We start from the raw sequence: 23,590 nt of genomic DNA, 5'->3' as shown, positions 1-23,590 counted from the left end.
TGTCAGGTAGGATGATGCCGGGGCAATCTCAACCACCGGCGGGCCGGAGGGCTAGCCTTAGGCCTGGAACAGGGCAACCCTCAGATCCTTGGCGTCATAGATCCGGGCGCCGTCCGCTTCCAGCCAGCCATCGGCGATGCCGAGGACGAGCTTGCCCTGGCGCACGCGCTTGATGTCGATGCCGTAGACGACCTTGCGCACGGTCGGCAGCACCTGGTCGCTGAACTTCACCTCGCCGACGCCGAGCGCCCGGCCCCGGCCCGGCGCGCCGAGCCAGCCGAGATGAAAGCCCACGAGCTGCCAGAGCGCGTCGAGGCCGAGGCAGCCCGGCATCACCGGATCGTTCTTGAAATGGCAGCCGAAGAACCAGAGGTCCGGCCGCACGTCGAATTCCGCCAGGACATGGCCCTTGCCGTAGGCGCCGCCCTCGGTCCCGATCGAGGTGATGCGGTCGAACATCAGCATCGGCGGCAGGGGGAGCTGCGCGTTGCCGGCGCCGAACAGTTCGCCACGGCCGCAGGCCAGCAACTCCTCATGGGAGTAGTGGGAGGCGCGGGGAACGGTCTGTTCTGTGCCGGCGGCGGCGGGCGATTCGGAATCGGAAGACATGATCGGTGTGTCGGTCCTTGGTGGAGGGCGCGTTCGAAACGCCGGACATCGCCCACGAACGCCGGAACGGTCGTGGCCATCGCGGGTCCACGACATCGTCCGAACCCGCGAGCGGCGCTTCGTTAACACACCGCCTGAGCGGCACAAAACACCTCGTCTCCATATGAGTCGAAGGACGAGCCGCGAAGTTGGTCGCAAGGCTGGTTGCCTGCCCTGTTGAATGGAATGACTTTAAACAAGCTGCATGTTCACACTGCGTAGCTACTCAGCACCGGCTTGGGTTGCGACGAGGGGGGAGGTTCGTATAGAGTTGTCTTGTATTTTGTTGGTTCCGTGAGATGTCAGTACCGCCGATGTCCAATCCGCTGCCGCTGCAGGCCATGCTGAACGCACGTGGCGCTTCCCTCGATATCGCTTCGGTCGCGGGGCGCCGGGGATGCCCCCTGTCCGACCTGCGCGACCGTCTGCGCCGCTCCGGCCTCCGCCCGACCCGTCAGCGCCTGTCGCTGGGCTGGCTGCTGTTCGGGCGTGGCGACCGCCACCTGACGGCGGAAATGCTCTACGACGAGGCCATGCGCGCCAAGGTGCCGGTCTCGCTCGCCACGGTCTACAACACCCTGCACCAGTTCACCGAGGCCGGGCTTCTGCGCCAGCTGGCCCTCGACGGGTCCAAGGCCTATTTCGACACCAACCCGAGCGAGCACCACCACTTCTTCCTCGAAGACGAGGGGCAGGTTCTGGACATGCCCGATTGCGGCATCACCGTCGATTCGCTGCCCGATGCCCCCGAGGGCATGGAAATCGCCGGCGTCGAAGTCATCGTCCGCCTGCGTCGCCGACACGGTGCGCGCCAGTCCTGAGAGAGGCTTCTTTCGCTTCATACTCCATGAAAAAGGCCCGGCTCAGCCGGGCCTTTTTCGTGAGGCGCTACCGATGTCGCCGCACTCGGAATGCCTCGCCAAACTTCCGATCACGGTTGGTTTTCGCTCCGAGCACGACGGCGCAGCGGAAGTTTCGCGAGAAACACTCAGTCGATCTTCTCGTTCGGATAGACGCCCCAGAGCCGGTCCTGGCGGATGTAACCGTCCACGTCGCCGCTCCTCTGGGGTAGCGCGACAATGACCCGGCACCAGCTTCCGGTGCAGCTCTTCACGCTGCCGATGACGCCGGGCTGGAGCTTGGCCTCCACGCCCGACCCCTCTTCCGCCCGTGAATGGAGTGGGATCGCGGCATCGCCGCCCCTGGCCGCCATGACGATGGACGTGCGCCGGCCGGAGAGGAGGGAGTGGAGCACCCAGCCTTCGGTCCCCTCGGAATCGCGGATGCGCCGCCAGGTCTCGAACTCGGCGACGATTTCGATGGGAAGGCCGGCCCGCTGGAACACCCACAGCGTGCGGTGGTCCTTCGACGGGCCCTCGCGCAGGTTGACTCGATCGGTTTTGAGGCTTGCATAGCGAGGCAGGGGCAGGCCCGTGGCCGGGCCGCGATTCGCGTCCGACGCGCCTCCCGCCGCCGGGGCGGCCAGCGCCGGGGAGAGCGGCGCCACGAGGGAGGAGGCCGCCGTCAGGCACGTGAAGAACAGAAGTCCAGGCAGGCGCGTCATCGGTCTTCCCAAAGGTTCACGATCGTCATGGCCACGATCGCCATCGTCAATCCTCGTCTAGCGATCCCTCGCGCGCGATGTTTGGGGCGCGGGGGCACGTTGTGTTCCGTGCCCTCTCTGGTAGAGAAGCCTCAAGAACCGGCAGCCGAGGCGTCGGGGCTATGGGACCTGTCTGGCCGATGCGTGGTTAATGCCGGGTCAAGCCTCGGCATGAACCGTCGCTCCCGGCAGCGGCCGGCCTGGCAGAAACGTTCGCGGAGGGTGCATGTCGTCGTTGAAGCGCAAGCCACTCGTTGTGGTCACGCGTCGCCTCCCCGAGGTGGTCGAGGCGCGCATGCGCGAGTTGTTCGATATCCGCCTCAATCCCGACGACGCGCCGATGGGCAGCGAAGCGCTGGCCGCCGCGTTGCGCGAGGCCGACGTGCTCGTTCCCACCGTCACCGACAGGATTGATTCCGGCCTCCTCGCCCAGGCCGGGCCGAACCTTCGCCTGATCGCGAATTTCGGCAACGGCGTCGACCACATCGATGTGGCGGGGGCGCTGGAGCGGGGCATCACCGTCACCAACACCCCCGGCGTCCTCACCGAGGACACCGCCGACATGACCATGGCCTTGATCCTCGCCGTGGCCCGCCGCGTGGCGGAAGGGGCGCGCATCATCCCGGACGACAATTGGGATGCGGGCTGGTCCCCCACCTGGATGCTCGGCCGCCGCATCACCGGCAAGCGCCTGGGCATCGTCGGCATGGGCCGGATCGGCCAGGCGCTGGCGCGTCGAGCCAAGGCGTTCGGCCTGCAGATCCACTATCACAACCGGCGCAAGGTGCCGGTGCAGATCGAGCGCGAGCTCGACGCGACCTATTGGGAATCCCTCGACCAGATGCTGGCGCGGGTGGATATCGTGTCGGTGAACTGTCCGCACACGCCAGCGACCTATCACCTGCTCTCGGCCCGCCGCCTCAAGCTGCTCAAGCCGGAGGCGATCGTCGTGAACACGGCGCGCGGTGAAGTGATCGACGAGAACGCCCTCGCGCGTCTCATCGAAGCGGGCGAGATTTCGGCGGCCGGCCTCGACGTGTTCGAGCAGGAACCGGCCGTGAGCCCCCGCCTCGTCAAGCTCGCCCGGTCCGGTAAGGTCGTTCTCCTGCCGCATATGGGATCAGCCACCCACGAGAGCCGCACCGATATGGGCGAGAAGGTCATCATCAACATCAAGACCTTCATGGACGGACACCGTCCGCCGGACCGGATCCTGCCGAGCATGCTCTGACGGCCGGCAGCCGGCCCCCCCCGGGTCGATTCCGGCGGCGGGCGCGGGTCCGGTTTGCACAATGTTTGCAGGGCCGTTGATCTATGTGCATTCGCATACCGAGGCCGTAGGAACGGCGTCATGTTCGATACGTTGACCGGCGCCGATGGGGATCATCGGTTGTCGCGTATCGGGTAGAGTGGGAGCAACATGGCCGCGGAGACAGAGTCGACCGAGGCGAGCGTCGGAGAGGCCGTGCCGTGTGACGAGTTTCGTCGCTTCGCGGATTTCGTGCCCCTGATGATGTGGCGTTCCGACATCGAAGGCGCGGCGGTCCATCACAACGAGTGCTGGCTCGATTTCACCGGCCGGAGCCGCGAAGACGAACTCGGCCATGGCTGGCGGCGTGGGCTGCACCCGGACGATTTCGACCGTCATGCTGCCCTGGTCGAGGACGCCTTCGCCTCGCGCAGTCCCTACTCCATCGAGTTTCGCCTGCGCCGTCACGACGGTGCCTACCGCTGGCTCCTGAACAACGCCCGTCCCCTCACCGAGAACGGCACGTTTCAGGGCTATCTAGGCTCGTGCTTCGACATCACCGACCGCAAGCGGGCCGAGGAGCATGCTGAGCATGCTCTCGGCGAGAAGGAGGCCCTTCTCGCCGAGGTCTATCACCGGGTGCGCAACAATCTGCAGGTGATGGTGAGCCTGATCGGTCTCTACGGCCGCGCCGCGCCGCCGCCGTGCCGCGGGAGCTTCGAGGCACTAGGCCAGCGTGTCCGTGCCATCGCCCTCGTTCAGCAGCATCTGCACGAGGCGCCGCACATCGCCTCCATCGACCTGCGCGATTACCTTCATCGGCTCGCCTCCGGCCTCGGCCAGTTGCGGCGGGCGGGCCGCATCAGCGTGGCGGTGGGCGGCAGCGGCACGAGCCTCGTGGAACCGCGCACCGCCAACGCCCTCGGCATGATCGTGGCCGAAGTCGTGGCCGAATGCCTCGACGCCACCGCCGATTCCGTCTCCTGCACGATCGCGATCACCATCGACGCCCAGGCCGGCGCGCCGGTCCGTCTCACCATCGTGTCGGGCGGCGATCAGCCTGGGGCCCATGCCACGGACGTGCCCAATCTCGGTCCTCGGCTTGTGGCGGCCTATGCCGCTCAGGCCGAGATCGCCGTTCGCGGCACCGGCACGCAGGCCGATCCGATGGAACTGCAGCTGCCCGAAGCCCTAGTGCATCCGTCGGAGTAGCGGACATTGACGCTCGCCGGACGGCGGGCCGCTCCCTATATCGACGGGGCGAGGAAGTGCCGCCGCTTCGCTCGATCGTCGCCGAGAGTTCAGCCTGACACCATGCTTCCACCCATCGCAACGATCATCGACAATTTCGAAATCCTCGACGACGGACCGGATCAGCTCGAGTACCTCATGGAACTCGGCCGTGCCCTGCCGCCCTTTCCGGACGAGTTGCTCACCGAGCAGAATCGGGTCCATGGCTGCGAAAGCCAGGTCTGGGTCGATTCGAATGTCGATCATTCGCAGTCGCCGCCGCGCCTACATCTGCGCGGCACCAGCGATTCCTTCATCACCAAGGGGCTGATCGCCCTGGTGATGGCCCTGCACGATGGGAAGACGCCGACCGAGATCGCGGATGTGGACGTTTTCCAGGTGTTCAAGCAGATCGGCCTCGGCGCTCACCTGACGTCGAAGCGTTCGAACGGCGTCCGGGCCATGGCCGAGCGCATCCATCGGGACGCGGCGCGGCTCGCGGCCTGAACCAGGCTCTGCGCTTCAGGCCCGCTCGCGCCACAGGCGTAGCCGCGACTGGCTCGGACCCACCGCCTCCCGTTCCAGCCCGTAATGCTCCGCGAGCCTCGCCAAGGCGATGCGGATGACGACCTTGGCCGAGCGCGCCGGCCAGCGGCGCTCCGCCTCGATCGTCTCGAGGCCTTTCACGAAACCGCACAGGTCGATCAGCAATCCGGACAGGTCGCTCCCTACTGCTGATAGAGCCGCGCGGACGCGCTGTCGGGCCGCCAGCATGGCATCCGACCCGGCCGAGGGATCGCGGCGGCCGCCGCCATCGACTTTGACCCCGCTCCAGTCCGACCCCAAGCGCGGCATCAGCGCCCCCATGGTCATGTCGCGGCGCAGTCGCTCGCCCGCCTCAAAACAAGCTGCATCGATCAAGGGGCTTCCATCGCGGTCACGGCGCCGTGCCATCCAGGCGAGGGGACTCTCGGACGCGTCGCGGACCGGCCGCGTCGGCTCGCCTTTGCCTTCGAGATCGAGATGCTGGGCGAGATAGGGCGTATCCCGGCCGGCCCGGTCCCGCCGCAGCCTCGCTCGCCCGGCGGCGCTGATGGTGAGCCGAGCGCGCCGTCCTGCCGCCTGTTCGGCGAGATCACAGGCGAGGAGAGCCTGTCCCGCCTGCGCACCATAGCGTCCGCTGCTCACTGAGATTCCATCGCCGCCGCTTCGCACGATGATCTCGCCCTCCGTCAGCGGATCGGGCAGCGCATAGGCTCCCTCTTCGTCGAGGGCCGCGAGGAGCTGGGCCGCATCGCGACCAAGTTCCGCCTGACCCCGGACCGGCATGGACCGCCGCCCCGTGCCGTGGGTCGCCGCATTCCGGATCTTGTTCATGATATGTTCCCTGGCGTAACGAGACGGCAATCGCCGCGGCACCGGGAATATTATAAGAAAATAGTCCTAGTGCAAGTCTCAATCGCAAGGTCGTCGACGACGGGGAAGGGCCGGGCGGCGAGAGTTCGCCAGCGCCCGACCCCACTTCCCTTACGCGGCTTCGTCGTAGGTCCCGTTGCGGGTCTGGCCGAGGCCGATGGCCTTGGCGAGGTCCGAACGCGCCTTGGCGTAGTTCGGAGCGACCATCGGATAGTCCGAGGGGAGGCCCCACTTTGCGCGATATTGTTCCGGGCTCATGTCGTACTTCGCGCGCAGGTGGCGCTTGAGCGATTTGAATACGCGCCCGTCTTCGAGACAAATGATGTGATCGGCTGTCACCGACTTCTTCACGGGGACGGCGGGCTGCTGCGGCGCGGAAGCGACCTTGGCCTCGGCCTCACCGCTCGCGACCTGGGTCAGCGAGGTATGGACGCGGGTAATGAGTTGCGCGAGCTCGCCGACCGGCACCGGGTTGTTGCTCACATAGGCCGAGACGATATCGACCGTCAGTTCCACGAAGTCGGCCGAATTCTCAATGTCGCTCATTGTTTAAACAGTTCCTCTTAGCACGATGCCGGACGCGGTCTGTTGAGTATGCAGGCGATGGGTCAAGGGACAGTCTGGCAATCCATAGCTGGACTCTCGGCAACGTGGCTTCATCCAGTGGTGCTCTACGATGGTGGGCGACGATAATCGCCATATCGCTCATTTAATATATTCAAATTGATCTCGCAAGACGGGAGTCAGTCATGACGGGCCGCAGAATCAACGGTTCTGAACGATATTTCAATTTAACGTGAGTTCGCATCGACGCAGGGTAAGTCGACGCGCTGTCAACCAAGCCTTTCAAGGATAGAGTACCAGTTGCATCCATGATGCCTTCGCCTCTCGTCGGTCGAGCGCTCCGGCACCGCGCCGAAAAGACTTCCACCTCGACCTTGCCCATGGCCCCCGGCTGGGACACATGCAGGCATTGAAGGCGACCGGTAAACGGATCGGACGCCGCTACGCTATTCAGCCGACGGTGGTTGGCAACCTTACAGGTCTATCCATGGACGATCTTTTCCACTTGGAAAGCAAGCAACCCGTCGCCGAGGTGCGCCCGCACACATTCACCGTGCATGGCCGAGCAATTTCCGACAATTATTCTTGGCTCAAGGCCGAGAACTGGCGCGACGTGCTCAAGGATCCCACTGCGCTCCCGGCCGATATCCGTGCATATCTCGATGCCGAGAACGCCTATACCGAAGCGGCGCTTGGCGATCTGGTTTCTTTACGCAAGACATTGGTCGCGGAAATGCGCGGGCGCATCCGCGAAGACGATAGCGGCGTCCCCGAGCCGGACGGCGCCTTCGCCTATTACACCCGGCATCGCGAGGGCGGGCAGCATCCCCTCGTCTGCCGCCGTCCGCGTACGGTGGTGGTGATCCCCGGACGGGGGGCAGAGACGGCCGGGACGGGCGGTCCGGAGGAGGGCGAGGAGATTCTTCTCGACGGTGACGAGGAGGGCAAGGGATTGCCCTTCTTCGAGCTCGCCGCGGCGGTTCACGCGGACGATCACACCCGCCTCGCCTGGAGCGCCGATTCCAAGGGGTCCGAACTCCATACCATCCGTGTCCGCGACCTCGGCACCGGGCAGGATCTCCCGGACAGCATCGAGGCGACCACCGGCGAGGTGGTCTGGTCCGCCGACGGGTTGTCGTTCCACTACGTCGCCGTGGACGAGAACCATCGTCCCGCCCGCGTCATGCATCACGTGTTGGGCACGGAGCAGGCCGCCGATACGTTGCTCTACGAGGAGCGGGATTCCGGATTCTTCGTTCATATCGAGACCACGCAATCGCGCGATTACCTCGCCATCACGGCGAGCGACCACGAAACCTCCGAAGTGCATCTTCTCGACCGCAAGTCGCCGGACGCAACCCTGCTATGCGTTCAGCCGCGGGAGCCGCTGCTGATCTACTCCGTGGAGAATTGGGGGAACCACCTTTTCATCCTGACCAATGCGGACGGAGCCGAAGACTTCAAGATCGTCACCACCCGCATCGGCGCGTCGGGCCGCGCCGATTGGAACGACCTGATCCCCCACCGGCGCGGCGTGATGATCCGCCACCAGCACGTCATCGCCCAGCACCTCGTGCGCCTCGAGATCGAGAATGCGCGGCCCCGCATCGTCGTCCGCGACACGCAGGGCAACGAGCACGTGGTGGCCTTCGCCGAGGAGGCTTATTCCCTCGGCCTCCAGCCGGGGCACGAGTTTGAGACGGCGGTGATCCGCTTCACCTACTCGTCGATGACGACGCCGGCCGAGACCTACGATTACGATTGCACGACCCGCGCACGCCAGTTGCGCAAGCGCCAGACGATCCCGAGCGGGCACGATGCCGCCGCCTATGTGACGCGCCGGATATTCGCTACGGCCCCGGATGGGGAGAGCGTGCCGATCTCGCTCCTCCACCGCCGCGACCTCGTCCTCGACGGCTCGGCTCCGCTGCTGCTCTATGGCTACGGATCCTACGGCACGCTGATGCCGGCCGCGTTCCGCACCAACCTGCTGTCGCTGGTGGATCGCGGCTTCGTCTATGCCATCGCCCATGTCCGCGGCGGCACCGAGAAGGGCTGGCACTGGTACATGGACGGCAAGCGGGGCAAAAAGCCCAACACCTTCACGGACTTCGTCGCCTGCGGCCGCGCCCTGGCGGAAGCCGGATACACCACACCCGGCCGTATCGTCGCCCATGGCGGGTCGGCCGGCGGGATGCTGATGGGGGCGGTGGCCAACCTCGCGCCGGAGCTCTTCGCGGGGATCGTCGCCGACGTGCCCTTCGTCGACGTGCTCAACACCATGCTCGACGGCGACCTGCCCCTGACCCCGCCGGAATGGCCGGAATGGGGCAATCCCGGCGCGAGTGCCGAGGATTTCGAGACCATTCTGTCCTACTCGCCCTACGACAACGTCTCGGCCCAGAACTATCCGGCGATCCTCGCGCTCGGCGGCCTCACCGATCCGCGCGTGACCTATTGGGAGCCGGCGAAATGGGTGGCGCGTCTGCGCGCCACGATGACCGGCGGCGGCCCCGTCCTGATGCGGATCAACATGGAAGCCGGCCATGGCGGGGCGGCGGGACGATTCGACCGGCTGGAGGAAGTGGCATTGATCTATGCTTTCGCCCTGCGGGCGGTGGGCCGGGCCGGAGCCGGCGAGGAGCCGCAATCGTGACGGCCTTCGCCCGCGCCGCCACCGCCGCCGCGTGTCTGCTGGCGACCTTAGGCCCGGGCGCGGCGGCGGACAGGGCGGTGTCCCTCGAGGTCCCCCCCGATCTCGCCAAGGATCTGTCGGCGATGCCGCGGATCGCCAACCCTGTCGACGACGCGGAACGGCGGATCAACGCCGCCGTGCAGCGCCTCGACAAAGCAGTGCTGAAAGCCGCCGCCGAGTGTCTGGCCGAGGGAGGCAAACATGCCGATTACGGCCGGCACATCGAGGTGACCATGCGGGGACCCCGCTTCCTCAGCTACACCATGACGGACAGCGCCTTCTGCGGCGGCGCGCATCCCAATACCGGCACCTCGGCGATCGTCTACGACCTCGTCTCCGGTGCTCCCGTCGATTGGACCGCGCTGCTTCCGCCCGCCCTCACCGGCAAGGTGGCGCTCCAGACCGAGATGGATGGAAGCAGGATGGTGTCCCTGTCCTCCAAGCGGCTCTTCGACCTCTACCTCAAGGCTTATCGCCCCAGGACCGGCCAGGCGAAGGCGGATGCCGATGACGACGAGTGCCGCGAGGCGGTCGCCATGCCGAATGGCGACGGGCCTCCGACCATGACCGTCTGGCCCGATGCGAAGGCGGGCGGCCTCGCGGTGCAGTTCGACCTCGCCCATGTGGTCCAGGCCTGCGCCGACGTGGTGGTCGTTCCGGTGGCGACCCTCAAGGCCGAGGGCGCCAATCCGGTGCTCACCGATGCGATCGACGCCGCCCGGGCCGCGCGGCCGGCTCCCTGATCGTCTTACGCAACGACACCGTCCGCGATCAGGGCTGCGGCGCGGTCGGATCGACGGCGCGGCCTGGAACCTCCAGCACCGGCAGCCCGTCGGCGGCACGGCGCGCGGCATCCTCCAGGCTTGGTGCCAGGGCGCGGATGCGCGCCTGACGAGCGGCTTCCTCGGCCGCCGCCTTCTCCGCTGCCGCTTTCTCGGCCGCGGCTTTCTCCGCTGCGGCCTTGTCGGCCGCCGCCTTGATGGCGGCGGCGCGGGCCTTGTCCATCTCGATCCGTGCGCGACGCCGCTGACGCTCAATCTGATCCGCCTCGAACAGCTCGATCTTGTCGAGCTCGCGCTGCAGGACCACGGCGGCGAGGCCGTTGGTCAGCGGGCCGGCATCGACGCTGCGCTCGGGTTTGCTGAGCGGGCCGGAATAGACGAGCTGCACCGACGGAACCCCGCCCGTCCAGCCCTTCGGCGAGCCTCCCCCCGTTAATGTCCCGCGCGCATCGAACCGCCCGGTATTCAGGTCGATGCCGAGGGTGCCGGCCCAGCGCGGTCCACCGAGATCGAAGGCGAGGGGGGCTGCGCGGAGCGACCCGCCGGAGAGGGTCGCGGGCGCCTTCACGGTCCCTTTAACCGCCATCGGCGCGGCGGCGAGCTCCTCGGCGACGAGGGCCTGGAGCCGTCCGTCCCGCAGCGGATCGTCTTCTGCCAGCGCCCTGGCCAGGGCGCGCTCGATCCCACCCGGATCGCCGCCGGGCAGCACGAGATCGGTCAGGGCGATATCGCCGCTGCCACCGAGATTGTTCGCCATGTTCAATACGCTCTGGCCCGAGGCACCGAACCGCAGAGTCGCGCTGGCGCGGCCGGAGATCGGTCCCAGACCGACGAGATCGGCGATGGAGGCGTCGTTCAGGCTCCCGTCCCCGGTGATCGCCGCCGCTCCGCCCTGCCGGGACAGGGTGACGGTCCCCATGAGACGGCCCCCGGCGAGGCGGCCGCTGAGGTCGCGGATCGAGAGGACACCGTTGTCGAGACGGGCACCGAAGGCGGCGCCCTCGGCGGTGAAGCGACGGCCGAGATCGAGCGCGTCCACCCGCACGTCGAGGTCGATGGGCGGCCGGTCCGCCGGTGGGGCGCCGAACCGGGCGCCGTCCCCGGCCTCTTGCTTCTTCCCGTCCGGGGGAATCACCAGGGCCGCGGCGAGCCAGGGCAACGACAGCCGACCCAGCGCCACGCTGCCGAAGATATCGCCCGCTGGCGACCGGTTGACGTTGGCGAGGATCGTGGCCCCGGCGATCCGCCCGGCCACATCCGCATGGGCGTCCCGCCCCGCCCGCGATAACCCCACCAGCAATTCCGCCGGTAGCGGCGAGGGCAGGGCGGAGGTGCTGCCGGCGAGGAGAAGGAAGGGCGCGATGTCGGGGGTCTTGACCTGGATCTCGCCGGCCTCCGGCGGGGCCTGGCCCGGACCAGGCACGACTGGCTTCACCGTCGAGAGCGTGAGGTCGGCGATGGTGCCGGAGATGTCGAGGCCGAGGGGCGGAACCGCGCCGTCGGCGCCGGTCTGCCCGCGTGTCCCGGTGATGCGCAGGGCGGCGGGCTTGCGCAGGGCCACCATGTCCTCGCGTTCGAACCAGCGCCCGGCGAGCGGGGTCGTCAATCCAAGGGAGAGGCTGTCGATGCGGCCGCTTCGTGACAGCAGGTCGAGGTCGAGGCTGCCGCCCGCCGCGGTCCCGTCGGCGCTGGTGCGCAGGGTGTCGGCGTCCCCGGCCTCGCGCTCCAGGGTCACGGCGAGATCAAGGGCACCGGCCCGGAGGAAGCCGGGGATCATCCGGGCCTCGGCGATCCAGGTCCTGTCGAGGAGGGCGATGAGGGGGGCGGCCACCGGCGCCCACATCCGGCCGGCGATGCGGCCGGACCCATCAGGGGCGATGCGGCCGGAGAGCTTGGCGTTGGCGCCGGCCACATCCGTGACGTCGAGGCTGCCGACATTGAGGCTCGCCCCGTCCGATTGGATGCTCGCGGCGATGGTCCCATTGCCCGAACGCGCCCCGGCCGGCCCGTAGCGCACGTCCCGCGCCTGGATCGTCAGGCCGATATCGTGGTCGTGGAGGCCGGACAGGGCACTACCGAAGGAGGGCAGGGCGGCGATGTCGATGCCCTGCGCCGAGAGCTGCGCGTCGAAGCGGCCGCGCCCGCCCGCCTCCGCCTGGGTGTAGCGGGCGTTGCCGGTGATCCGCGCCTCGCCGAGGGAGAGCCGCAGGTTGCGCAGCGACAGCGACGGGCTCGCCGTCGAGAGGTCCGCGGATGCCTGGATCGGGCGCCCGTCCATCACCGCGACGGCCGGGCCGCCGAGGCCGAACTTGCGCAGGTAGCGTCCGAACCCGTCCGAGGCGGCGGCGTCGAGGGAAACGCTGCCCGTGAACCGGAGGGCAGGCTGCGTATCGAACTCACCGGATGCGGTGAGCGCAGCCTCGCCCGGTGCTGTCACCGAGAAGCGCCGAAGTGCGAGCCCCCCCGTCCGGTCGAACGTGCCGGACAGTTGAAGCTTCGTCCAATCGTCGAGACCGAGGGCGACGCTCTCGATGCCGAGATCGAGATCGACCATCATCGGCAACTCGGAACTTGCCCGCGGCATCCCGCGCGCCAGGAGAGCCTGTCCTCCCGTCGAGATCAGGAAGGCATCGAGGTCCAGGCGGCGCGTCTCGAGGGTCAGTGCCGCCCGCCAGGCCCGCAGGTCGATCCGCCCGGTGCCGGCGAGGCGCATGGCCTGACCGCCGGGATCGATCTCGGCCTTCACGTCGGAGAAGCGCACGATGGGGCCACGCGCCTTGAACGTTCCGCCCAGCGAGAACGGCAGGTAGGCGCCCGCCGCCTGGACCGGCGGCCCGACCACGACCCGCGCCGTGCCTTCCGCCTTCGGGATCATCGCGCGCAGAGCGTCCCCGGCCGCCTCAGGCTCGCCCGGCATCGCATCGAGGCGGATGCGGGCATCGGCCTCGAAACGCGGATGGGTGTCGCCGCCGCCCGAGATCTTCACCGCGACGCTGCCGTCCTCCGCGGGCTCGCCGGTGGCGACCCGGAAGGCGACCGCGCCGCTCACCCCCTCGATCCGCCAGGGGCCGAGCAGCCGGGGCGCCGAGAGGTGCACCGTCTCGGCGCGGACCTGATCGGTGCGGCCGCTCTGCGGCACGAGGGTCGTCAGCACGACCTGTCCGATCGTCAGGTCCTCGATGGCGAGGTCCTGGTCGGCGAGGGTCCGGTAGAGGTCGGCGGGCAGGCGGATCGCGTCGTCGTCGCTGATCGGAAGCTTGATCTCGGCCCGGCCGATCCGCGTCTCGGTGAAGCGGATGTCTCCCGTCAGCAGCGGCGTGAGGCCGATTTCGGCCCCAACGGACTGGAGGTCGAGGGCCGGCTTGTCGGCCTGTCCGCCGATACGGAGGCGATCGACGCTCAATCGCGGCGAGGGCAGGAGCCTGACGCCGATCCGCCCTTCGGTCCGTGCGTCGAGGCCGAGGGATCGCCCGATCGCCCGGTCCACCAGCGTGCGGTAGCTTTCCCAGGCCACGAGGGGCGGGACCGCGAGGGCCGCGACGAGGATCAGGATGACGGCGCCCGCCAGCGCGGTCAGGATGTCTCGCACCGTCTTGGTTTCCGCCTCGCTCCGGCCCGGTCTCGGGGCCTGCCATGGGGCGGGCACACGGTCTCAACCGGACGTCATGCCCGGTTCGTGCCCCCACCCCATGCGGCATAGCACACCGATCCCGGATGCGCGCCAGGGTCGAACCCCGCGGTCAACAGGTGCCGGGCTTCACCCTTGACCGGTCCGATCAGCGGCGCGGGGCGATGCCGGGGCCGATCGGCGCCGGACGGGTGATCTCGTTGCGCTGCATCTGCATGCGGATCTGGTTGTTCTCGAACTGCTGCTGGTGCCGGACGCCGCGAATCTCGCTCTGTCTGGAGAGACGGTCATTGGTCTCGTTCAGCGACCGCGTGCCGGGGGACTGGGCCATGGCCGGAGATAAAGCGAGGCCGCCCGCCAGGGCCGCGAGGGAGAGGACGGACAAAGAACGCGTGTGCATGGCGGACCTTCTGTGATGATGGCCGGGATATGGTGAGACGACGCCCGAGATGAAACCGGAGTTCCGTATTCCGGCCGAGGGCGGGGCGGCCACTTTGTCCCGACCCTCGACGCCGTTCGCGTTTTGGTCCAGGGAGGCAGCATGAAACAGCATCCCGACGCAGCGGCGGCGTCCGTGCCGGCGCCGGCCTCCGGCGTGGCGGCCGAGGCCGCGCAGAGCTCCATCGCCGCCCGCGCCATGGCCTCCCTCAGGCCGCAGGGCTCGCCCTATCTCGAAGGGCTGAACCCCGAGCAACGCCGCGCCGTCGAGACGACGGAAGGGCCGGTCCTCGTCCTCGCGGGCGCGGGTACCGGCAAGACCCGGGTGCTCACCACGCGAATCGCCCATCTGGTCTCGACCGGTAAGGCGCGGCCTTTCGACATCCTGTCGGTGACCTTCACCAACAAGGCCGCCCGCGAGATGAAGCACCGTATCGGTGCCCTCATCGGCCCGGCCGGGGAGGGGATGCCCTGGCTCGGCACGTTCCATTCCATCGGCACCAAGATCCTGCGCCGGCACGCCGAGATGGTGGGCCTGAAATCCGATTTCACGATCCTGGGGATGGACGACCAGCTTCGCCTGATGAAGCAGGTCATCGTCGACCAGAACATCGACGAGAAGCGCTGGCCCGCCCGCGCCCTGTCCTCGGCCATCGATGGGTGGAAGAATCGCGGGCTCCTGCCCGAGCAGGTGCCTCCCGGCGAGGCGGGGGCCTTCGCCTTCGGCAAGGGCGGCGCCCTCTACACCGCCTATCAGGCCCGGCTCCTGACCCTGAACGCCGCCGATTTCGGTGATCTCCTGCTGCTCTGCCTCAAATTGTGGCGCGAGAACCCGGACGTGCTGGCCAATTACCAGCAGCGTTTCCGCTACATCCTCGTGGACGAGTACCAGGACACCAACGTCGCCCAGTATCTCTGGCTGCGCCTTCTGGCCCAGGGCCACCGCAACGTGGCCTGCGTCGGCGACGACGACCAGTCGATCTATGGCTGGCGCGGGGCGGAAGTCGACAACATCCTACGCTTCGAGCACGATTTCCCCGGCGCGATCGTGGTGAGGCTGGAGCGCAATTACCGCTCCACCGGCCACATCCTCGCCGCCGCCTCGGGGCTCATCGCCAGGAACGAGGGCCGCCTCGGCAAGACCCTTCGTACCGAGGACGTCGCCGGCGAGAAGGTGACGGTGTCCGGCGCATGGGATTCGGAGGAAGAGGCGCGCCAGCTCGGCGAATCCATCGAGAGCCTGCAGGCCAAGCAGCATCCGCTCTCCGAGATCGCCGTGCTGGTGCGCATCTCGGCTCAGATGCGCGAGATCGAGGACCGGTTCGTCCAGCTCGGCCTGCCGTATCGCGTCATCGGCGGCCCGCGCTTCTACGAGCGCGCCGAGATCCGCGATGCGCTGGCCTATCTACGCGTCACCATGAACCCGGCCGACGACCTCGCCTTCGAGCGCATCTTCAACACACCGAAGCGGGGCCTGGGCGACGCCACCCTGCAGATCCTGCACGGTTATTCCCGCTCGCAGCGCGTGCCGCTGCTCCAGGCGGCGCGCAGCCTGATCGAGACCGACGAGCTGAAGCCCCGCGCCCGCTCCGGCGTCCGCGCCCTGGTGGAGAGTTTTTCGCGATGGGCGCGGATGGTCGGCACCCAGCCCCATTCCGAGGTGGCCCAGACCGTCCTGGAGGAATCCGGCTACACCGAGATGTGGCAGAAGGACAAATCCGCCGATGCCGCCGGGCGTCTCGAAAACCTCAAGGAGTTCGTGCGCTCCATGGAGGAGTTCCCCGACATGGCGGCCTTCCTCGAACACGTCTCCCTGGTGATGGAGGCGAGCGAGCAGGAGGGGGCGGACCGGGTCTCGCTGATGACGCTGCATGCCGCCAAGGGGCTCGAATTCGACACGGTGTTCCTGCCCGGCTGGGAGGACGGCCTGTTCCCGAACCAGAGGGCGCTCGACGAGAGCGGCCGGGCCGGGCTCGAGGAGGAGCGCCGCCTCGCCCATGTGGGCCTGACGCGCGCGCGCAAGCGCGCCAAGCTGTCCTTTGCCGTCAACCGGCGCATCCACGGCCTGTGGTCCTCCACGGTGCCGAGCCGCTTCATCGACGAGTTGCCCGCCGACGCCGTCGACGTGGTCGACGCCCCCGCGCATTTCTCCGCCGGTGCCTCGCGCTTCGACCGGAACCCGGCGCCGTTCGGCTCGTCCTACGGGACGCCGGGCTGGCAGCGGGCGCAGGCCAACACCGCGGGAAACCAGGGGTTCGGAGGCGGGGGTGGGCAAGGTTTCGGAAGATCGTCCTCGCCCGGCCGGAGCAATGGCGGCCCGCGCCAGATCGAAGGCGAGCTCGTGGCGAAGTCGACGGGTGCGCCGTCCGCGTTTTCGGATGGTATGCGAGTCTTCCACACCAAGTTCGGCCCCGGCAACGTGGCGGCCGTCGACGGCAACAAGCTGACGGTTGACTTCGATAAGGCCGGCCGCAAGATGGTTCTCGACAGCTTCATCCAGCCAGGGTGAAGCACCCCGCCGGCCGCATGCGACACGTCGTGCGGACCCGGCCGGTTTCGCCCCTCGTGAAGGGCCGTGGTCGAGATGGATGCTTCGTCGTTCCACCATCTCACCTGTCGAAAACTGAAACTCTCCCTCATCTGCGCGTTTCCGAAGCGAAACTCGGACACACGTCCAGGATTTCGTGCCGTCATGCCCCTGTCGCCACCGGAGCGGCATGGTGTGTGCGTGGGTGATTCGTGGCTTGCCGCACCGGGAGCCCGTCACTCATAGGCCAAGTCGTCCACAGGTCGTGGGGCGACATCTGGAACTAAAAGACCTGCCGTCGAATTCATTCGTTAACGATTCTCAGAGATAGTGTAACAAATCTTATCGAGGGCAGGGCGCGTAGGCAGGTCGAAGATCAGTTGAACCCTAGTTGGCAAGTCCAGTTGGAGTGTTGATCGATGAAAAGACGGCGCACACGACTTGAGCTGGTAGAAGACCGCCCGGTGCGGCTGCACCGCACCCGGTTCGACGACGAGCGTAATTTAGGCCCCATCCAGCCTCTCACCGTCCGACAGGCCGAGTACCTGGATGCCCTCGCCGTCAGCAAGCAGGTCATCGTCCTCGGTCCGGCCGGCACCGGCAAGACCTACATCGCCGGAACCCGCGCCGCGGATCAACTCCGCCAGCGCCGTATCGCCAAGGTCATCATCACCCGTCCCAACGTGCCATCGGGCCGCTCGCTGGGCTTCTTTCCCGGCAGCTTGGAGGAAAAGATCGCGCCCTGGGTCACGCCGCTGACCGAGACCATGAAGGAGCGCATGGGCGACGCTGCCTACGAGATCGCCATGAAGACCGGCGACATCGAGGTGGTCCCCTTCGAGGTGATGCGCGGACGCACCTTCAAGAACTGCCTCGTGATCCTCGATGAGGCGCAGAACACCACCACGGCCGAGATCAAGATGTTCCTGACCCGCATCGGCGACGATTGCCAGGTCATCATCAACGGCGACGTGTCCCAGACCGACCTGCGCGAGACGTCGGGCCTCCGGACCGTGATCCACCTCGTGAAAAGCCGCATGATGCAGGTTCCCATCGTCGAATTCACCCTCGACGACATCGTCCGTTCGGGCATCTGCGCCGAATGGGTTCGGGCTTTCGAGGAAACGAAACTCTGACTTGAGTGTTATCAGCGGCGGGTCGAACCGGACCCGCCGCACGTCTCGGCGTGCGGCAATCATCTCTCCGGCGCGAGCGGGGGAGATTAATCCGAGCGCCGCGCTCGGGTGAAAGAGAACGGAAACGCCCGATGAAGAAATTGATCCTCGCGCTTGCCATGGTCGGAAGCCTCGGCGCTGGCGCCCTCGCGACAAGCGCTTCGGCCGCTCCTGGCGCCCCGATGGGCGTGACGTCCTCCGAGACCGTCACCCCCGTGCGCATGCACCGTGGGGAGCACCGGATGCATCGCCGCATGCACCGTCGTCACCACATGCGCATGCACCGCAACCACATGCGTCATCGGATGATGCATCACCGTCGCATGCACCGCATGTGATCGCAGTAGCGATCCGAACGACGAAAGGGCCCTGACGGGCCCTTTTTTCATGGCCCATCCGCTGCGGGCCTCCAGGAAAGGGGCGGCGGGGTGAGGACGGGCGGGGATTTCGACCCCCGCTCCGTTCTCCGGAGGGGGCGGCGCGAGCGGAACCCGATCCGGAATCCAGCAGACAAGTCGCGACGCGTCTATTCGGCCAAAGCGAGCCTCAGAGCTTAGGCGTCGCCTTCGCGGTACCATCCTTCACCAAACCGTCCTTAGTCGTGGCCTCCTTGGCGGGAACGGCCTTGGCCGCCGGAGGCTTTCCGGCCTTGGGCGGCTCGGCCGCCACCTTGGCCTTCTGCCCTACGGCGCCGGTCACCGTCGGGACCGTGATCGCATGGGCGGTATGGGTGGCCTTGCCGGATTTCGGCGCCGGCTGGATCGTCTCCGGGGCAACAGCGGCGGCCGGGATCGTGGCGGCGTCGGCCGCAGGGGTCGGCGAGGCCTTGCCGGTGAGGAGACTGCCCAGAACCTTCGTGTAAGAGGGTGAATCCACGTCGGCATCGGCGACCATGATGCGCGCCGGCGTCGCGGGCTTCACCGGTTCGGGTGCCGCGTTCGTCTTGGCGACGACGCTGCCGGGCTTGGTCTTGTCGGAACCTGCCTTGAGGGCCGCCGCGGCGGCCTTGGTCGGGATCGGAGCCTCGGCGGCGGCCAGCATCACCGGCCGTCCCTTTGCATCCACCTCGATCTCGCGCTCGCCGGCCAGACTCTCGGGCCGGCTCACCTCGCCGAGATGACGGCGGGCGTATTCCTTGGGGTCGTAGGGCGCCTCCGGCTCGTCCTTCTTCGTCAGGTTGGCGAAGGCCATGGTCGAGGCAGGAGCCTGGGAACGGAAGACCGGGTTCTGGCCGCCGTCGTCATAGACGACCCTGGTCGCCGGCGTGCCCTTGGCGACGAGTTCGGCGATGTCGTGGTTGTCCTTCGCCCGCTTCTCGGCGACGAGGGTGTCCACCTTCGGCGAGCATGAGCCGGCGGCCACGTCCTGTCCGCCGAAGACGTAGCGCGTGCCGCAGACGTTCACGCGCGGCTCCTCGCGCAGGGCCTCGAAATAGTCCGAGCCTTCCTTGAGGTTCTTCCAGAACGGCGCGTTCGGGTCGTTGCGGTACTTGGCGAGGTTCTGCGCCGTCATTCGGAACGGGTAGGATTGGAACTGGAACGCGCGCTGCCCGCCGGCGAAGGAATCGCGGGCCAGGGCGTAGAGCTCGCCCATGGACTCGTCGGTCATGGCAAAACAGCCCGAGGACGAGCAGGTGCCGTGCACCATGATGTAATTGCCCGTCCGGCCGTTGGCCCGGTCGTAATTGTTCGGGTAGCCGGTATCGAAGGAGAGGTAATAGGACGAGTTCGGGTTCATCTGCCCCGGCGTCACCGTGTAGAATCCTTCGGGGGCCTGCCGGTCGCCCTGCTTGGTCTTGGGGCCGAGCTGACCCGACCAGCGGCAGATCGGGAAGGTCTTGAGGAGCGCGTACTGGCCGTTCGTGCCGCGCTTCCACACCTCCATCTCCGCTTCCTTCTTGTAGGCGCGGATCAGAATGGGGTCGTTGGCGGACATGCCCTTCTGGGCCATCAGCGCCAGGGTCTTGGCCGGAACCGGCGTGAGCGCGCGCAGCGGCACGCCGCCGCCCATCGAGCCATCCTGGCAGGCGGAAAGGGAGAGAGCGAGCGCAACGACACCGGCAGCCGTAGCCAAGCGTAGAGCCAGCGGGCGCAAAGCCATGGGGAACCCCGTCCTCATACATGCGCTCGCGGGATCTCGCCCGTCGAACGCCACTCCCCAACCCAATAGCGTCGTTAAACTTACCCGGTTGTTACCGCAAGAAGACGCAAATGGCCGGCGTGGCGAGATGTGGATTTCGGTGGCTTCCTTGGTGTGGGCACCACATTGCCGCAAAGTGTCGGTCGGCCTCGATGGTCACGGGCACCGTCCCGATGGCAATCGACTTGATTCCACTGGTATTTCCGGTCCCAGCGCGGAGCGCGTAGAGGCATGCCGCCCAGAGCGGCGAGCTCCGAACGGGAGAAAGAAGCGGGGTTTAACGAAACCCTTATCGGTTCCTTGAGTCCGATGCGCCAAAACGACGCATGATAAGCCGGGGCTACAGTTTGCGGCCGATATCGAGGAACTTCACCGCCCGGCGGTCGCGGATCTCCTCGGGGCTCAGACCGTCGAATTCGGCCAGCGCCTTGGCCACGGCCTTGCCCGTGTTGGCGATCGCCGCGTCGCGTCCGCGATGAGCGCCGCCGGTAGCCTCCGGGATGATGCCGTCGATGATACCGAGACGCAGGAGATCCTGGGCCGTGATCTTCATGGCGGTGGCCGCGTCCGCTGCCCGGCCCTGGTCGCGCCAGAGGATCGAGGCCGCGCCCTCGGGCGAGATCACGCCGTAGATCGCGTGTTCCAGCATGAGGACGCGGTTGGCGGTGGCGAGCGCGATGGCGCCCCCCGAACCGCCCTCGCCGATAACCACGGCGACGTTGGGCACGCCGAGTCCGAGGCAGGTCTCGGTGGAGCGGGCGATGGCCTCGGCTTGGCCGCGCTCTTCCGCCTCGATGCCCGGAAAGGCACCGGCCGTATCGACGAAGGCGAGGACGGGAAGGCCGAACCGGTCGGCCATCTCCATCAGCCGCACCGCCTTGCGGTAGCCCTCGGGCTTGGCCATTCCGAAATTGTGGCGCAGGCGGCTCTCGGTGGTGGAGCCCTTCTCCTGGCCGAGCACGCAGACGGCGCGGCCCTCGAAGCGGCCGAAGCCGGCGACGATGGCCTGGTCCTCTCCGTAATGGCGGTCACCGGCCAGGGGCGTGAATTCGGTGATCAGGCCTGCACAGTAATCGATGAAGTGCGGGCGCTGCGGATGGCGCGCCACCTGCGTCTTCTGCCAGGGCGTCAGGGTGGCGTAGATATCGGAGAGGGCGGACGCCGCCTTGGCTTCCAGGCGGCCGACCTCCTCGCTGATGGAGACTGCGCCGTCGCGGGAGGCCAGGGTCCTCAGCTCCTCCAGCTTGGATTCGAGCTCGGCCACCGGCTTCTCGAAATCGAGATAGGAGCGCGTCACCGACATCGGTCAGAGATCCTTGTTCGTCGCCGTCGGCGCGCCGTGGGGCCGTGCCGGGCATGACGGCGGCGGGAGGCGTTCGGGGCGGGCGGGAAAAGCCGCGGTTGGCTCGGCGGTGTTGGCGAAGGAACACCGCCTGTCAACCATCCCGCCCTCCCGAGCCGCCTTCGCACTGCGGGAGACGATGGTCATCGGTTCGGCCTTGGGTCATGGTGCCGTCATCGTTCGACGTCCATCTCGCTTCACCGGTGAACAGCGTCGAGGGACGTCCGTGAGAGGTCCGCGCCCGTGACAGAATTTTCCAGCGGCGAGTCCCATGTCCTCGTGCTCCAGGGCGGCGGGGCCCTCGGCTCCTATCAGGCCGGCATCTACGAGACCCTGGCGGCGGAGGCCATCGCGCCCGATTGGGTGGCGGGCATCTCTATCGGCGCCATCAACGCGGCCGTGATCGCCGGCAACCCGCCCGAGCGCCGCGTGGAGCGGCTGAAGGCGTTCTGGGAGCAGGTCTCCTCCGGGGTGATGGGCTCGCCCTGGTTCCCCGGTGAGCAGGCACGGGCGGCCTTTAACGAGGCCAGCGCCAACTGGATCGCCACCGTGGGCGTGCCCGGTTTCTTCAAGCCGCGCTTTCCTCCGGCCACCCTCTACCCACCCGGCGCGCCGGAAGCGTTGAGCTACTACGATACCGCTCCGCTCAGGGCGACGCTGGAGCGGCTGGTGGATTTCGACCTCATCAACGAGGGTCGGACCCGGCTCAGCATCGGTGCCGTGAACGTGCGCACCGGCAACTTCGTCTATTTCGACAACCGCTGCGACCGCATCACGCCCGAGCACATCATGGCTTCAGGCGCGCTGCCGCCGGGCTTTCCGCCGGTGACCATCGACGGCGAGCAATATTGGGACGGCGGCATCGTCTCGAACACGCCGTTGCAGTACATCCTCGACGAGGAGCGCAGCCGCGACCTCGTGGTCTATCAGGTCGATCTGTTCGCCGCGCGCGGGCCGATGCCCCGCACCCTGATCGAATCGGCCGAGCGCGAGAAGGACATCCGCTTCTCGAGCCGCACCCGGCTCAACACCGACAAGAACCTCGAAGCCCGCCGGGCGAAGGCCGCGTTCCGGCGCCTCGCCGAGAAGCTGCCCCCCGAACTGATGAGCGACGAGGACGTCACCTATCTGCGCCAGGTCACCCATGCCAACTTCACCACGGTGATGCAGCTGATCTACCGGCGGAAGACCTATGAGGGGAACTCGAAGGATTACGAGTTCTCCCGCGCCACCATGCTCGAACATTGGGCGGCGGGTGCCGGTGACATGCGCCGTTCCCTGCGTGCGCCTGCCTGGCGCGATCGCGTGCAGGACGAGACGGGGGTGGCCGTGTTCGACCTGACGCGGGACGCCCGCGACTGACCCCGCCCTGATTTTCTACACGGGAGCCCCACGCCATGACCCGCGACGAGATCCTGCACGTCCCCTCGATGCCCGCCTTCAGTCCCAGCTATCCGCGCGGGCCGTATCGCTTCCTCAGGCGGGAATACCTCATCATTACCTACGAGACCGATGCGGAGGCCCTGCGCCGGGCGCTACCGGAGCCCCTGGAGCCGCACCCGGAGAACCTCGTCTATTACGAGTGGATGAAGATGCCGGATTCCTCCGGCTTCGGCGATTACGAGGAGAGTGGCTCGGGTGCCATCGCCACCTATAACGGCGAGGCCTGCAACTTCTCGATCCAGATGTATCTCGACGACGAGCCGCCGATCACCGCCGGCCGCGAGATCTGGGGCTTCCCGAAGAAATGGGGCGTGCCGCGCCTCAAGGTCACGAAGGACACCCTCACCGGCACCCTCCATTACGACGAGGAGCGGGTGGCGATGGGCACCATGACCTACAAGCACAAGAGCCTAGAGAACGAGCTCGACACGGTAAAGGCCGGTCTCGGCCGCCTCAACGTGAACCTCAAGCTCCTCCCCGACGTCACCGGCGCCCCGAAGGTGGCCCAGCTCGTGGGCTATCGCCTGGAGGACATCACCGTCCACGGCGCCTGGGACGGCGAGGCCCGCCTCGACCTGATCCCGCACGTGAACTGCCGGGTCGCCGACCTGCCGGTGAAGCGCATCGTCGGCGGCCGGCACATGATCGTCGACTTCACCTTGCCCTATGGGCAGGTGCTGCACGACTATCTCGCCTGATCGCTCAGTTGAC

18 protein-coding genes are annotated in these 23,590 nt (G+C 67.4%); 10 read left to right on the top strand and 8 right to left on the bottom strand.

The window, feature by feature from the left end:
- Window positions 1-57: 57 nt before the first annotated feature.
- Window positions 58-609 (bottom strand): 3-hydroxyacyl-[acyl-carrier-protein] dehydratase FabA, encoded by a 552-nt coding sequence (gene fabA / locus ASF26_RS13410; protein WP_056254677.1) that lies wholly within the window; start codon window positions 607-609, stop codon window positions 58-60.
- Between the two features lie 353 nt (window positions 610-962).
- Between fabA and irr the strand changes: the two genes are divergently transcribed.
- On the top strand, window positions 963-1,469 hold the full coding sequence (gene irr / locus ASF26_RS13405; RefSeq protein ID WP_018045381.1) for a Fur family transcriptional regulator Irr: 507 nt from the start codon (window positions 963-965) through the stop codon (window positions 1,467-1,469).
- 167 nt (window positions 1,470-1,636) lie between these two features.
- Here the strand turns inward: irr and ASF26_RS13400 are convergent, their stop codons facing one another.
- Window positions 1,637-2,212: an SH3 domain-containing protein gene (locus tag ASF26_RS13400; protein ID WP_056254674.1), complete on the bottom strand. Its 576-nt coding sequence runs from the start codon at window positions 2,210-2,212 to the stop codon at window positions 1,637-1,639.
- Between the two features lie 265 nt (window positions 2,213-2,477).
- On the opposite strand from ASF26_RS13400, the gene ASF26_RS13395 reads away from it, so the two are divergent.
- The 3 genes from ASF26_RS13395 to ASF26_RS13385 all read left to right on the top strand — a co-directional run bounded on the left by ASF26_RS13395 (window position 2,478) and on the right by ASF26_RS13385 (window position 5,237).
- A complete protein-coding gene (locus ASF26_RS13395; protein WP_018045379.1) occupies window positions 2,478-3,482 on the top strand; it encodes a D-glycerate dehydrogenase in 1,005 nt (334 codons plus the stop codon).
- A gap of 189 nt (window positions 3,483-3,671) precedes the next feature.
- Window positions 3,672-4,712: a PAS domain S-box protein gene (locus ASF26_RS13390; RefSeq protein ID WP_056254671.1), complete on the top strand. Its 1,041-nt coding sequence runs from the start codon at window positions 3,672-3,674 to the stop codon at window positions 4,710-4,712.
- Window positions 4,713-4,814: 102 nt separating this feature from the next.
- A complete protein-coding gene (locus tag ASF26_RS13385) occupies window positions 4,815-5,237 on the top strand; it encodes a SufE family protein (RefSeq protein ID WP_018045377.1) in 423 nt (140 codons plus the stop codon).
- Window positions 5,238-5,252: 15 nt separating this feature from the next.
- On the opposite strand, the gene ASF26_RS13380 is transcribed toward ASF26_RS13385, so the two are convergent.
- Together ASF26_RS13380 and ASF26_RS13375 are read right to left on the bottom strand one after the other, a co-directional pair.
- Window positions 5,253-6,059 carry a DUF6456 domain-containing protein gene (locus tag ASF26_RS13380; protein WP_056254916.1) on the bottom strand — a complete coding sequence of 269 codons (807 nt, stop codon included), beginning with the start codon at window positions 6,057-6,059 and terminating at the stop codon, window positions 5,253-5,255.
- A 198-nt stretch (window positions 6,060-6,257) separates the two neighbouring features.
- Window positions 6,258-6,692 (bottom strand): MucR family transcriptional regulator, encoded by a 435-nt coding sequence (locus ASF26_RS13375; protein ID WP_018045375.1) that lies wholly within the window; start codon window positions 6,690-6,692, stop codon window positions 6,258-6,260.
- 505 nt (window positions 6,693-7,197) lie between these two features.
- On the opposite strand from ASF26_RS13375, the gene ASF26_RS13370 reads away from it, so the two are divergent.
- Complete coding sequence (locus tag ASF26_RS13370; protein WP_056254668.1) at window positions 7,198-9,366, top strand: S9 family peptidase; 2,169 nt, start codon at window positions 7,198-7,200, stop codon at window positions 9,364-9,366.
- Window positions 9,363-10,148: a hypothetical protein gene (locus tag ASF26_RS13365; protein ID WP_056254666.1), complete on the top strand. Its 786-nt coding sequence runs from the start codon at window positions 9,363-9,365 to the stop codon at window positions 10,146-10,148. Before ASF26_RS13370 ends, ASF26_RS13365 begins: the two co-directional genes overlap by 4 nt.
- 28 nt (window positions 10,149-10,176) lie before the next feature.
- Here the strand turns inward: ASF26_RS13365 and ASF26_RS13360 are convergent, their stop codons facing one another.
- Together ASF26_RS13360 and ASF26_RS13355 are read right to left on the bottom strand one after the other, a co-directional pair.
- Window positions 10,177-13,776, bottom strand: a complete 3,600-nt coding sequence (locus ASF26_RS13360; protein ID WP_056254663.1) for an AsmA family protein — start codon at window positions 13,774-13,776, stop codon at window positions 10,177-10,179.
- Between the two features lie 187 nt (window positions 13,777-13,963).
- Window positions 13,964-14,215: a hypothetical protein gene (locus tag ASF26_RS13355; protein WP_056254660.1), complete on the bottom strand. Its 252-nt coding sequence runs from the start codon at window positions 14,213-14,215 to the stop codon at window positions 13,964-13,966.
- Window positions 14,216-14,356: 141 nt separating this feature from the next.
- Between ASF26_RS13355 and ASF26_RS13350 the strand changes: the two genes are divergently transcribed.
- Entirely contained in the window at window positions 14,357-16,762 is a 2,406-nt protein-coding gene (locus tag ASF26_RS13350; protein WP_056254657.1) for a UvrD-helicase domain-containing protein, read from the top strand.
- Window positions 16,763-17,199: 437 nt separating this feature from the next.
- Window positions 17,200-17,916, top strand: a complete 717-nt coding sequence (locus tag ASF26_RS13345; protein ID WP_026176203.1) for a PhoH family protein — start codon at window positions 17,200-17,202, stop codon at window positions 17,914-17,916.
- Between the two features lie 585 nt (window positions 17,917-18,501).
- Here ASF26_RS13345 and ASF26_RS13335 read toward each other — a convergent pair.
- Both ASF26_RS13335 and ASF26_RS13330 read right to left on the bottom strand, forming a co-directional pair.
- On the bottom strand, window positions 18,502-20,055 hold the full coding sequence (locus tag ASF26_RS13335; protein ID WP_244475924.1) for a murein L,D-transpeptidase family protein: 1,554 nt from the start codon (window positions 20,053-20,055) through the stop codon (window positions 18,502-18,504).
- A 379-nt stretch (window positions 20,056-20,434) separates the two neighbouring features.
- Window positions 20,435-21,397, bottom strand: a complete 963-nt coding sequence (locus ASF26_RS13330; RefSeq protein ID WP_056254649.1) for an acetyl-CoA carboxylase carboxyltransferase subunit alpha — start codon at window positions 21,395-21,397, stop codon at window positions 20,435-20,437.
- Window positions 21,398-21,679: 282 nt separating this feature from the next.
- Between ASF26_RS13330 and ASF26_RS13325 the strand changes: the two genes are divergently transcribed.
- Both ASF26_RS13325 and ASF26_RS13320 read left to right on the top strand, forming a co-directional pair.
- On the top strand, window positions 21,680-22,798 hold the full coding sequence (locus tag ASF26_RS13325) for a patatin-like phospholipase family protein (RefSeq protein ID WP_056254646.1): 1,119 nt from the start codon (window positions 21,680-21,682) through the stop codon (window positions 22,796-22,798).
- A 35-nt stretch (window positions 22,799-22,833) separates the two neighbouring features.
- Window positions 22,834-23,577 (top strand): acetoacetate decarboxylase, encoded by a 744-nt coding sequence (locus ASF26_RS13320; RefSeq protein ID WP_056254644.1) that lies wholly within the window; start codon window positions 22,834-22,836, stop codon window positions 23,575-23,577.
- Window positions 23,578-23,590: the final 13 nt, after the last annotated feature.

This window comes from Methylobacterium sp. Leaf93 (assembly GCF_001422345.1).
Taxonomy (GTDB): domain Bacteria; phylum Pseudomonadota; class Alphaproteobacteria; order Rhizobiales; family Beijerinckiaceae; genus Methylobacterium; species Methylobacterium bullatum.
This window is presented reverse-complemented; position numbering and strand designations above follow the sequence as displayed.

Excerpts from the sequence above, each read along its gene's own strand:
- ASF26_RS13370 (WP_056254668.1), top strand. The coding sequence starts at position 7,198 with ATGGACGATCTTTTCCACTTGGAAAGCAAGCAACCCGTCGCCGAGGTG.
- ASF26_RS13320 (WP_056254644.1), top strand. The coding sequence starts at position 22,834 with ATGACCCGCGACGAGATCCTGCACGTCCCCTCGATGCCCGCCTTCAGT.
- irr (WP_018045381.1), top strand. The coding sequence starts at position 963 with ATGTCCAATCCGCTGCCGCTGCAGGCCATGCTGAACGCACGTGGCGCT.
- fabA (WP_056254677.1), bottom strand. The coding sequence starts at position 609 with ATGTCTTCCGATTCCGAATCGCCCGCCGCCGCCGGCACAGAACAGACC.
- ASF26_RS13385 (WP_018045377.1), top strand. The coding sequence starts at position 4,815 with ATGCTTCCACCCATCGCAACGATCATCGACAATTTCGAAATCCTCGAC.
- ASF26_RS13390 (WP_056254671.1), top strand. The coding sequence starts at position 3,672 with ATGGCCGCGGAGACAGAGTCGACCGAGGCGAGCGTCGGAGAGGCCGTG.
- ASF26_RS13400 (WP_056254674.1), bottom strand. The coding sequence starts at position 2,212 with ATGACGCGCCTGCCTGGACTTCTGTTCTTCACGTGCCTGACGGCGGCC.
- ASF26_RS13345 (WP_026176203.1), top strand. The coding sequence starts at position 17,200 with ATGAAAAGACGGCGCACACGACTTGAGCTGGTAGAAGACCGCCCGGTG.
- ASF26_RS13355 (WP_056254660.1), bottom strand. The coding sequence starts at position 14,215 with ATGCACACGCGTTCTTTGTCCGTCCTCTCCCTCGCGGCCCTGGCGGGC.
- ASF26_RS13395 (WP_018045379.1), top strand. The coding sequence starts at position 2,478 with ATGTCGTCGTTGAAGCGCAAGCCACTCGTTGTGGTCACGCGTCGCCTC.
- ASF26_RS13380 (WP_056254916.1), bottom strand. The coding sequence starts at position 6,059 with ATGCCGGTCCGGGGTCAGGCGGAACTTGGTCGCGATGCGGCCCAGCTC.
- ASF26_RS13350 (WP_056254657.1), top strand. The coding sequence starts at position 14,357 with ATGAAACAGCATCCCGACGCAGCGGCGGCGTCCGTGCCGGCGCCGGCC.
- ASF26_RS13335 (WP_244475924.1), bottom strand. The coding sequence starts at position 20,055 with ATGGCTTTGCGCCCGCTGGCTCTACGCTTGGCTACGGCTGCCGGTGTC.
- ASF26_RS13375 (WP_018045375.1), bottom strand. The coding sequence starts at position 6,692 with ATGAGCGACATTGAGAATTCGGCCGACTTCGTGGAACTGACGGTCGAT.
- ASF26_RS13330 (WP_056254649.1), bottom strand. The coding sequence starts at position 21,397 with ATGTCGGTGACGCGCTCCTATCTCGATTTCGAGAAGCCGGTGGCCGAG.